The following is a 10,746-nucleotide window of genomic DNA, read 5'->3' as shown; positions in this document are numbered from 1 at the left end:
TTGTTGGGCCCGGGGGGGGGGGGGGGGGGGGGGGGCTGCGGGCCGGGGGGGGGGGGGGGGGTGGGGCGGTCGCGGCCCCCCCCCCCCGCACCACCCCCCTTCGGCCCCGGTCCGCCCGGTTCGGCCCCGTTCGGCCCACCAGCGGCCGCCCGCACCCCGCCGGGCCGGGCATGCTGGGGCGGGGGAGCAGGGAGAGCCGCAGGCCATGAAGCAGACCTCCGTCACCACCAACGGCCCGTGCTGGGTCGAGCTGGGCACCTCCGACCCGGCCGCCGCCACGGCCTTCTACGGCGAACTGTTCGGCTGGCGCCCCGACCCCGGCGCCCGCGCCGAGGCCGGCGGCCACACCCGGATGCTGCTGGGAGACGCCTCGGCAGCCGCCATCACCCCGCGCTACGCACCGCAGCAGCCGACGGCCTGGACGGTCTGCTTCGCGGTCGCCGACGCCGACGCCACCGCGGCGAGGGTCGAGGACGCCGGCGGATCCCTCCGGAAGGAGCCCACCGACGTGCCCGACCGCGGCCGGTTCGCGGTGGCGGCCGACCCGTCCGGAGCGGTCTTCATCCTCTGGCAGGCCCGTGCCTTCTCGGGCGCCGACGTGTTCAACGAGCCCGGCTCGCTCGGCTGGGTGGAACTGCTCACCCGCGACCCGTCCGGCGCGACCGCCTTCTATCCGGCGGTCTTCGGCTGGTCCGTCGCCCCGTCCGAGCACTACACCCAGTGGGGCGTGGACGGCCGGGACTTCGGCGGGATGCTGGCGATGGGCGAGGGCTTCCCGCCCGAGGCGCGGCCGCACTGGCTGCCGTACTTCTCGGTCGGCGACGTCGACAACACGGTCGAGCGCGCGGTCGCCCTCGGCGCGGCGGTGCTGATGCCCGCCTACTCGATGCCCGGCGGCCGACGGATCGCCGTCCTGCGCGACGCCCAGGGCGCGGCCTTCGGCGTCTACGCCTCCGGCCCGTCCGCCCTGGACGGCCCGTCCGGCCCGTCCGCCGCGGACCCGCCGGACGCCTGAGCAGGCCCGCCGGGCCCGCCGGGCGCCGCGCAGGCCCCGGACACGCGGTCCACCTCGGACGCCCCGGACACCCTGGACGCCCCGGACGCCCCGGAGGCCTGAGCGGGCGCGCCCGCGCCGACCGGCCGGGCCGGCCGCCGCGAGGCCGCCGCGCGCCACCCGCCCAGCGCCGCCCCCGCCGCGACCAGCAGAGCGCCCAGCGGCACCACGTCACCGACCCGGTCGTACCAGGTCAGCGTCCCGGGCGCGGTGAGCGGCACCCGGACGGTCAGCGCCCCGGTGCCGTCGGTACCGAGCCGGGCCAGCTCCCGCCCCTGGGCGTCGAAGGCGGCCGAGACGCCGGTCAGCGAGGCCTGCACGGAGGGACGCCCCGTCTCCGCGGCGCGGATCGCCGCCAGCGCGACGTGCTGCTCCGGGGCCCAGGTGCGCTGGAAGGTCGAGGTCGAGGACTGGTAGACCAGCACCCGGGCGCCGTCCCGCGCCGCCGTCCGGGCCATGTCCGGGAACGCCGACTCGAAGCAGATCAGGGCGCCGACCGGCAGCGGCCCGCCCGCCCGGTCGGTGGCCGGCAGCAGGTGGAAGGCCGTGCCGGGAGCCCGGTTCTCGGCCGCCGCCCGGCTGACCCCGGCGATCCAGCCCAGCACCGGGCGCAGCGGGATGTACTCGCCGAAGGGCACCAGCCGGATCTTGCGGTAGCGGTCCACCACCCCCGTCGGGGAGACCAGCACCGCGTCCTTGGAGATCCGGCCGTCGGCCTTGCGGGCGTCCTCGCCGGCGACGACCTCGGCGCCGGTGGTCGCCGCGAGCCGGCGTAGGGCGTCCCGCGCGACGGGGTCGCGGTCCAGGTCGGCGGTGGTGCTGCTCTCGCCCCACACCACCAGGTCCACCGGCTGCCCGACCAGGTCGGCGGTGGCCCGCGCGCTCGCGTCGAACCGGGCCTGCGGGTCCTCCACGATGCCCGGCTGGACGAGCGCCACCGTCACCGACCCGGTGCGGACCGGCGCCTGGCGCAGCGCGAACAGCAGCGGACCGGCGGCCAGCACCAGGACGGCGGTCAGCGCGGCGACCGCCCGCGGCTGCCGGTGCACGGCGGTCAGCAGGATCAGCACCGCGGTGTTCACCGCCGCCACCGCGGCGCTCACCAGCCAGATCCCGCCCGCCGAGGCCAGCCCCAGGATCGCCGGGTGCTGCCACTGGGTGGCGCCGAGCAGCGCCCACGGGCCGCCGAGCGCGTGCCAGGACCGGGCGTACTCGGTGGTCACCCACACCGCGGGGACGACCAGCAGCGCCAGCAGCGCCCGACGGGTGGTCAGCGGGGGGTGGAGCAGCCGGTGGGCGGCGTATCCGACGGCGCTCTGCAGCCCCCCGAACAGCACCGCGAGCACCGGGAGCCCGGGCCCGATGGACGGCACCAGCCAGTACATCGCGGTGAGGATGAACCCGGCCCCGAACCACCAGCCGCGCACCGCCGCCTCCCGCCCCGAGGGCGCCCGCTGCATGAGCAGCAGCCCGGGGACCAGCGCGACCCAGGCGAGCCAGGCCTGCCCCGGCGCCGGGAACGCCAGCACCGGAACCGCCCCGGCCGCCAGCGCCCCGTAGCGGCCCCGGTAGCGGTGCGGCACGCGCGGCCCCCGTCTCCCGGCGGACGGCACGGCGGCCCGGGCGGCGTCCGCCCCGGTGTCCGGAACGGCGTCCGGGGCGGCGGTCGTGCTCGGGATGCGGCTGGCGGGAGCGATGCGGCGCGACATGCCCCGTATTGTCCGCTCGGGCGCCGTGCGCCACCAGCGTTCCCGTCCTCCGAACGGGTGACGGGAACGCCACGTTTCGAACTCGGCGCGGCCCGCCGGCCGCCGGGCGGCCGCGCCCGCTCAGCCCTCCTCGCCCTCCAGGTCCCCCTCGGTCTCCAGGAACGCGGCCTGCAACTGCTCGATCAGCGCCGGGTCCGGCCGCTCCCACAGCCCGCGGCTCGCCGCCTCCAGCAGCCGCTCGCTGATGCCGTGCAGCGCCCACGGATTGGCGCCGGCCAGGAACTCCCGGTTGACCGGGTCGAGGACGTACTCCTCGGTCAGCTTCTCGTACATCCAGTCCGCGACCACGCCCGTGGTGGCGTCGTAGCCGAACAGGTAGTCGACGGTCGCGGCCATCTCGAAGGCGCCCTTGTAGCCGTGGCGGCGCATCGCCTCGATCCAGCGCGGGTTGACCACCCGGGCGCGGAAGACGCGGGCGGCCTCCTCGGTGAGCGTCCGGGTGCGGACCGTCTCCGGGCGGGTCGAGTCGCCGATGTAGGCGGTCGGCGCCTTGCCGGTGAGGGCGCGGACCGTGGCCACCATGCCGCCGTGGTACTGGAAGTAGTCGTCGGAGTCGGCGATGTCGTGCTCGCGGGTGTCGGTGTTCTTCGCCGCGACGGTGATCCGCCGGTACGCGGTCTCCATCTCCTCGCGGGCCGGGCGGCCGTCCAGCCCCCGGCCGTACGCGTAGCCGCCCCAGACCGTGTACACCTCGGCCAGGTCGGCGTCGGTGCGCCAGTCCCGGCTGTCGATCAGCTGGAGCAGGCCCGCGCCGTAGGTGCCCGGGCGGGAGCCGAAGACGCGGACGGTGGCCTTGCGCTCGTCGCCGTGCACCGCGAGGTCGGCCTGCACGTGGGCCCGGACGAAGTTGTCCGCGTCGGCCTCCTCCTGGGCGGCGGCCAGGCGCACCGCGTCGTCCAGCAGGGCGACGACGTGCGGGAAGGCGTCCCGGAAGAAGCCGGAGATGCGCAGCGTCACGTCGATGCGCGGCCGGCCCAGTTCGTCCAGCGGGATCGGCTCCAGGCCGGTGACCCGGCGGGAGGCGTCGTCCCAGACCGGACGGACCCCGAGCAGCGCGAAGGCCTCGGCGATGTCGTCGCCGGCGGTGCGCATCGCGCTGGTGCCCCACAGCGACAGGCCGACCGAGGGCGGGTAGGCGCCGTCGTTGTCGGCCCGGTAACGGTCGATCAGGGAGGCGGCGAGCGCCTGGCCGGTCTCCCAGGCGAGCTTGCTGGGGACGGCCTTCGGGTCGACGGAGTAGAAGTTGCGGCCGGTCGGCAGCACGTTGACCAGGCCGCGCAGCGGAGAGCCGGACGGGCCGGCCGGGACGAAACCGCCCTGGAGCGCGTGCAGCACGGCGTCCAGCTCGTCCGTGGTGGCGGCCAGCCGCGGCACCACCTGGGTGGCGGCGAAGGCCAGCACCTGGTGGACGGCCTCCGGCAGCCCGGCGGCGACCTTCTCGACGGCTTCGGGCGCCCAGTCCTCGGCCTCCATCGCCTCGACCAGGGCACGGGCCCTGGCCTCGGCCGCGTCGGTGGCGCCCAGGGTGAGGGCCGCCTCGTCCAGGCCGAGCGCCTCGCGCAGTCCGGGCAGCGCGCTGACGCCGCCCCAGATCTGCCGGGCGCGCAGGATGGCGAGCACGATGTTGACCCGGTCGGTGCCGGCCGGTGCCTGGCCGAGGACGTGCAGGCCGTCGCGGATCTGGGCGTCCTTGACCTCGCAGAGCCAGCCGTCGACGTGCAGCAGGAAGTCGTCGAAGCCGTCGTCCTCGGGCCGCTCGTCCAGACCGAGGTCGTGGTCCAGCTTGGCGGCCTGGATCAGGGTCCAGATCTGGGCGCGGATCGCGGGCAGCTTGGCCGGGTCCATCGCGGCGATGTTGGAGTGCTCGTCGAGCAGTTGCTCCAGGCGGGCGATGTCGCCGTAGGAGTCGGCGCGGGCCATCGGCGGCACCAGGTGGTCGACCAGGGTGGCGTGGGCGCGGCGCTTGGCCTGGGTGCCCTCGCCCGGGTCGTTGACCAGGAAGGGGTAGATCAGCGGCAGGTCGCCGAGGACGGCGTCCGGGCCGCACTCGGCGGACAGCGCGGCGGTCTTGCCGGGCAGCCACTCCAGGTTCCCGTGCTTGCCGAGGTGGATGACGGCGTGGGCCCCGAAGCCGCCGTCCTCCTGCGCGGCCTCGATCCAGCGGTAGGCGGCCAGGTAGTGGTGGCTCGGCGGCAGGTCGGGGTCGTGGTAGATGGCGACGGGGTTCTCGCCGAAGCCGCGCGGCGGCTGGATCAGCACCAGCAGGTTGCCGGAGCGGATCGCGGCGAGCACGATGTCGCCGTCCGGGTTCTGCGAACGGTCGACGTACAGCTCGCCGGGGGCCGGGCCCCAGTGCTCCTCCACCTGCTCGCGCAGGGCCTGCGGGAGCCCCGCGTACCAGCGGCGGTAGTCGGCGGCCGGGATGCGCACCGGGTTGCGGGCCAGCTGCTCCTCGGTCAGCCAGTCCTGGTCGTAGCCGCCGGCGGCGATCAGGGCGTGGATCAGCGCGTCGCCCTCGTGGCCGTCGTCGGTGCTCCCGTCCAGACCGGGCAGGTCCGAACCCAGGTCCATGCCCTCCGCGCGCAGCCGCTCCAGCAGCCGCACCGCGCTGGCCGGGGTGTCCAGGCCGACGGCGTTGCCGACCCGGGCGTGCTTGGTCGGGTAGGCGGACAGCACCAGGGCGAGGCGGCGTTCGGCGGCCGGGGTGTGGCGCAGCCGGGCGTGCTTGACGGCCGTCCCGGCGACGCGGGCGGCGCGCTCCGGGTCGGCGGCGTAGACGGTCAGGCCGTCCTCGTCCAGCTCCTTGAAGGAGAACGGGACGCTGATCAGGCGGCCGTCGAACTCCGGCACCGCGATCTGGGTGGCGGTGTCCAGCGGGGAGAGGCCGTCGTCGCTGGCCTCCCACTGGGCGCGCGACCAGGTCAGGCAGAGCGCCTGGAGGATCGGGCGGTCCAGTGCGGCCAGTGCGCCGGCGTCCCAGGCCTCCTCGTCGCCGCCGGCCTGGGCGTCCGCCGGGCGGGTGCCGCCGGCCGCCAGCACGGTGGTCACGATCGCGTCGGCCTCGCCGAGCGCGGCCAGCAGCTCGGGCTCGGCGCCGCGCAGCGAGGCGCAGTAGTAGGCCCGGGCCCGGGCGCCCTGGTCCTCGATGGCCCGGCAGAGGGCCTCCACGAAGGCGGTGTTGCCGCTCATGTGGTGGGCGCGGTAGTAGAGCACCGCGACCGTCGGGCCCTCGGTCGTACGGGCTTCGCGCTCCAGCGGCCCCCAGGCCGGGGCGGACGCGGGCGGGGCGAAGCCGTGGCCGGTCAGCAGCACGGTGTCGGAGAGGAAGGCGCCCAGCTCGGCCAGGTTGGCCGCGCCGCCGTGGGCGAGGTAGGCGTGGGCCTCGGCGGCGATGCCGGCCGGGACGGTGGACAGCTCCATCAGCTGGGCGTCGGGGGCCTGTTCACCGGTCAGCACGACCACCGGGCGGGGGCCGGCCAGCAGCGCGTCCAGCCCCTCCTGCCAGGCGCGCCGGCCGCCGAGCAGGCGGACCACCACGAGCTCGGTGCCCTCCAGCAGCGCGGGCAGGTCCTCGGGGGACAGCCGGGCCGGGTTGCCGAGCCGGTAGGGAACGGGGCCGGCCGATGCGCGGGCGCTGAGCAGGTCGGTGTCGGACGTCGACAGCAGCAGGATCATGCGAAGGCCCTCCCGGCCTCTTCGGTGGCCAGGGTGGCCGTGGTGGCCAGGGTGGCCGCGGTGGTGGCCGGGGACACGGGTGCGGGCATGCGACAGCGCGGGTGCATTTCTGCCTTCCTCGGGGTCCGCGCCCCGGGCCGGTGGAGGACGGCGGGAGTTCCTGGCTCCCGCGGCCGACCGGTTCCCCGGTGAGCCGCGGTCACAGTGGCGGGACCGCACCGGGCTTGCACCGGTTTCCTCCCCTGCGCCGTCGCTGGCGTGCGGACGGTCCGCTGGGGACCGCCCGCCAGCATCGTACGGGGTGCGGCTGACCTGGGGGAGGGCGAGTTGCGCCACGTCCGGTGCGCCGCGGTGTACGCCCGGTGCGGCGCCGCGTGCGGACGGGAGGGCGCGGCGGCGGTGAACGGCTCGGCCCGTAAGCCGGGGACCGCCCGGCGCGCGGGCGGGCGCGGAGGCGGGTGCGGAGGCGGGTGCGAGCCGGTCGGCGGACGGGGCGCGGCCGCCCGGCAGGGAGGGGCGCGGGGGACCGGCGCGCAGGTGGGCGGGGCCGGGATGCGAGCCGGGAGTGCCCCCGGGCGACGCCGGATGTGACGCAGCGGACGGAGGCAACCGATCGGATCATCTGTATGCTCGCCGCCATGCCACCGACACCCGACGCCACCGCGCCGGGCGCCGCCGCGCCCGACCGGGGGCGCGCGGACGCCTGTCCCGGGGCGCTTCGTCTGCACACGGCCGACGACGGCGCCCTGGCCCGGATCCGCCTGCCCGGCGGATTGCTGACGGTCCGTCAGGCGCTGGCCCTGGCCGAGGCGGCCGAGGCCCTGGGCGACGGGGAGTTGGAGACCACCTCGCGCGGCAACGTCCAACTCCGCGGCCTGGCCGCGGACTGCGGCGCCGACCTCGCCGAGCGGCTGCGCGCCGTCGGCCTGCTGCCCTCCGACACCCATGAGCGGGTCCGCAACATCGTCGCCTCGCCGCTGGCAGGGCTGGCCGGTCCGCCGGGCACTCCGGTGGGCGGTCCGTCGGGCACCTCGGCGGCCACCGCCCCGGGCCCGGACGTGCAGGCCTGGGCACGGGAGCTGGACGCGCGGCTGTGCGCGAGCGACTGGGCCGCCGGGCTCTCCGGCAAGTTCCTGTTCGCGCTGGACGACGGGCGGGGCGACGTCGCCGCGCTCGACGCCGATGTGACATTGATCGCAGCGTCGGGCGGGCCGGCGGTGCTGCGCCTCGGGCGCGCCGCCTCCGGACACCCGGTCGAGCCCGGGCAGGAGGTGACGGCCGTGCTGGACGCCGCCCGGGCCTTCCTGGACGCGCTGAGGGCGACCGGCCGCCAGGCCTGGCACCTGCGCGAGGTGCCCGAGCTGCTGCCGGCCGGCCCGGTGCCGCTGCCCGCCCCCACCGGTGCGCCGCCCGCGCTCGGCGCGCTGCCCGGCGCGCTGTCGGTGGGCATGCGCTTCGGGCGGGCGAGCGCCGAGCAGTGGCGCGCGCTGGCCGCCGCCTCGGCCGGCGAACTGCGGCTGACCCCGTGGCGCGGCGCGGTACTGCCCGGCGCCCCGGCGGACCGGCTGCCCGCACTCGAGGCCGCCGGCTTCCGCACCGTGCCGGGCTCGGCCTGGGAGCGGGCCACCGCCTGCACCGGGCTGCCGGGCTGCGCCAGGTCGCTGGCCGACGTCCGGGCGGACGCGGCCCGGGCCCTGGAGTCCGGGCCGGCCGGGCTGCCGGTGCACTGGTCCGGCTGTGAGCGGCGCTGCGGCCACCCGGCCGGGCGGTGGGTGGACGTGCTCGCCACCGGGCACGGCTACCGGGTGACGGTCAACGGGCCGGCGGCGTCCACGGGCTCTCCCGTGGACGTGAGGAACGAACAGATGGCCGAGGCGGTCGCCGAGGCCAGGAGGACCACGAAGTGATCGAGTACGAGAAGGACGGCGCGTCCATCTACCGCCAGTCCTTTGCCACCATCCGCGCGGAGGCCGACCTGGCCGCCCTCCCGGCGGACGTCTCCCAGGTCGCGGTGCGGATGATCCACGCCTGCGGGATGGTCGACCTGGTCGAGGACCTGGTGTACTCGCCCGGCGTGGTCGCCTCGGCGCGCGCGGCGCTGCACGCCGGTGCGCCCATCCTCTGCGACGTCAACATGGTCGCCAGCGGCATCACCCGCAAGCGGCTGCCCGCCGACAACGAGGTGATCTGCACCCTCACCGACCCGGCGGTGCCCGAACTCGCCCGGAAGACGGGCAACACCCGTAGCGCGGCGGCCATGGAACTGTGGCTGCCCCGGCTGGAGGGCGCGGTGGTCGCCGTCGGCAACGCGCCGACCTCGCTGTTCAGGCTGCTGGAGATGATCGAGGCGGGTGCGCCGCGCCCGGCCGCGGTGATCGGCGTGCCGGTCGGCTTCATCGGTGCCGCCGAGTCCAAGCAGGCCCTGGCCGAGCACCCGTCCGGCCTGGAGCACCTGGTGGTCCGCGGCCGGCGCGGCGGCAGTGCGATCGCCGCCGCGGCCGTCAACGCGATCGCGAGCGAGGAAGAGTGACGGAGCAGCAGACCCCGGCCACCGGTCGGCTGTACGGCGTCGGCCTCGGCCCGGGGGACCCGTCCCTGGTGACCGTCCGCGCGGCCGAACTCATCGGCAAGGCCGACGTGGTGGCGTACCACAGCGCCCGGCACGGCCGTTCCATCGCGCGCTCGATCGCCGAACGCTACCTGACGGGCAGTCAGCTGGAGGAGAAGCTGGTCTACCCGCTGACCGTCGAGACCACCGACCACCCGGGCGGCTACCGGGGCGCGCTGGACGAGTTCTACGAGGAGGCCGCCGCGCGGCTGGCCGCCCACCTGGACGCCGGACGCGACGTAGTGGTCCTCGCCGAGGGCGACCCGCTGTTCTACGGCTCGTACCAGCACATGCACAAGCGGCTCGCGCACCGCTACCCGACCGAGGTGGTGCCCGGCGTGACCTCGGTCAGCGCGGCGGCGGCCCGGCTCGGACAGCCGCTGACCGAGGCCGAGGAGACGCTCACCGTCATCCCGGGCACCCTGCCCGAGGAGGAGCTGACGGCCCGGATCGCCTCCGCCGACTCCGCCGTGATCATGAAGCTCGGCCGCACCTTCCCGACCGTCCGGCGGGCCCTGGAGCGGGCCGGACGGCTGGAGGACGCCCAGTACGTCGAGCGCGCCTTCATGGCGGGGGAGCGCATCGCCCCGCTCGCCGAGGTCGACGGCGACACCGTGCCCTACTTCTCGGTGGCGGTCCTGCCCAGCAAGGTGGCGCCGCTGGAGCCCGCCGTCCGGGTGGCGGACGGCACGGGCAGCGTGACCGTGGTCGGAACGGGGCCGGCCGGGCCGCTCTGGCTCACCCCGGAGGCGCGCGGCGCCCTGGCCGAGGCCACCGACCTGGTCGGCTACACCACCTACCTGGCCCGGGTGCCGGAGCGGCCGGGGCAGCGGCGGCACGGCTCGGACAACAAGGTCGAGTCGGAGCGCGCCGAGTACGCCCTGGAGCTCGCCCGGCGCGGGCACCGGGTCGCGGTGGTCTCCTCGGGGGACCCGGGAGTCTTCGCGATGGCCACCGCGGTGCTGGAGGTGGCCTGCGAGGAGGCCTACCGGGACGTGCCGGTGCGGGTGCTCCCCGGGGTGACCGCCGCGCACGCGGCCGCCTCCCGGGCCGGGGCCCCGCTGGGGCACGACTACGCGACGGTGTCGCTGTCGGACCGGCTCAAGCCCTGGGACGTGGTGGCCAGGCGGCTGCGCGCCGCCGCCGAGGCGGACCTGGTGCTCGCGCTCTACAACCCGGGCTCGCAGTCCCGCACCACCCAGGTCGGCCTGGCCCGGGACCTGCTGCTGGAGTACCGCGCGCCGGGGACGCCGGTGGTGATGGCGCGTGACGTCGGCGGCCCGACCGAGCGGATCCGGATCGTCCGGCTCGGCGAGCTGGACCCGGCGCTGGTCGACATGCGGACGATCCTGCTGATCGGCTCCTCGCAGACCCGGGCGGTCGAGCGGGGCGGCGGCGTCGAGGTCGTCTGGACGCCGCGGCGCTACCCGGAGGTCTGACGGCGGGTCGGCGGCAGGACGGCGGGGGCGGCGGGGCCGGCGGGGAAGCCGCCCGGCCGCAAGGACCCACGGCCGGCAGCCGGCAGGTGCCGGACGGCGGCGGACGGATTCGACCCAGGCCGTACGGCTGCGGGTGATCGGCAGCTTGGCGGGAGCCGCGGCACCGCCCGCCCGCTCGCCGCGCTCGCGCTTGGCGATCAG

Annotated in this window: 6 protein-coding genes and 1 riboswitch; of the genes, 4 read left to right on the top strand and 2 right to left on the bottom strand. The window is 76.7% G+C overall.

What is annotated here, in order from left to right:
* Positions 1–205 precede the first annotated feature (205 nt).
* Positions 206–1,015: a VOC family protein gene (locus ABT247_RS27500; protein WP_350747438.1), complete on the top strand. Its 810-nt coding sequence runs from the start codon at positions 206–208 to the stop codon at positions 1,013–1,015.
* On the opposite strand, the gene lnt is transcribed toward ABT247_RS27500, so the two are convergent.
* Together lnt and cobN are read right to left on the bottom strand one after the other, a co-directional pair.
* Positions 946–2,763 (bottom strand): apolipoprotein N-acyltransferase, encoded by a 1,818-nt coding sequence (lnt, locus tag ABT247_RS27495; RefSeq protein ID WP_350747435.1) that lies wholly within the window; start codon positions 2,761–2,763, stop codon positions 946–948. The two genes, ABT247_RS27500 and lnt, sit on opposite strands and share 70 nt — an antisense overlap.
* 120 nt (positions 2,764–2,883) lie before the next feature.
* Complete coding sequence (gene cobN / locus ABT247_RS27490) at positions 2,884–6,498, bottom strand: cobaltochelatase subunit CobN (RefSeq protein ID WP_350747433.1); 3,615 nt, start codon at positions 6,496–6,498, stop codon at positions 2,884–2,886.
* A gap of 154 nt (positions 6,499–6,652) precedes the next feature.
* Positions 6,653–6,738: riboswitch (cobalamin riboswitch) on the bottom strand.
* A 386-nt stretch (positions 6,739–7,124) separates the two neighbouring features.
* On the opposite strand from cobN, the gene ABT247_RS27485 reads away from it, so the two are divergent.
* From ABT247_RS27485 to ABT247_RS27475, 3 genes are read left to right on the top strand one after another with little or no spacing between them, the layout of a single operon-like run.
* Positions 7,125–8,405 carry a ferredoxin-like domain-containing protein gene (locus tag ABT247_RS27485; RefSeq protein WP_502892512.1) on the top strand — a complete coding sequence of 427 codons (1,281 nt, stop codon included), beginning with the start codon at positions 7,125–7,127 and terminating at the stop codon, positions 8,403–8,405.
* The gene (locus ABT247_RS27480) at positions 8,402–9,028 is read left to right on the top strand and encodes a precorrin-8X methylmutase (protein ID WP_350747427.1); all 627 of its coding nucleotides are present in this window, start codon (positions 8,402–8,404) and stop codon (positions 9,026–9,028) included. The genes ABT247_RS27485 and ABT247_RS27480 overlap by 4 nt, the downstream gene beginning before the upstream one ends.
* Positions 9,025–10,545 carry a precorrin-2 C(20)-methyltransferase gene (locus tag ABT247_RS27475; protein ID WP_350747425.1) on the top strand — a complete coding sequence of 507 codons (1,521 nt, stop codon included), beginning with the start codon at positions 9,025–9,027 and terminating at the stop codon, positions 10,543–10,545. Before ABT247_RS27480 ends, ABT247_RS27475 begins: the two co-directional genes overlap by 4 nt.
* Positions 10,546–10,746 lie beyond the last annotated feature (201 nt).

This window comes from Kitasatospora sp. NPDC001539, from assembly GCF_040298565.1.
GTDB lineage: Bacteria > Actinomycetota > Actinomycetes > Streptomycetales > Streptomycetaceae > Kitasatospora.
The sequence above is the reverse complement of the archived record's forward strand: the minus strand, read 5'-3'. Positions and strand labels throughout refer to the sequence as shown.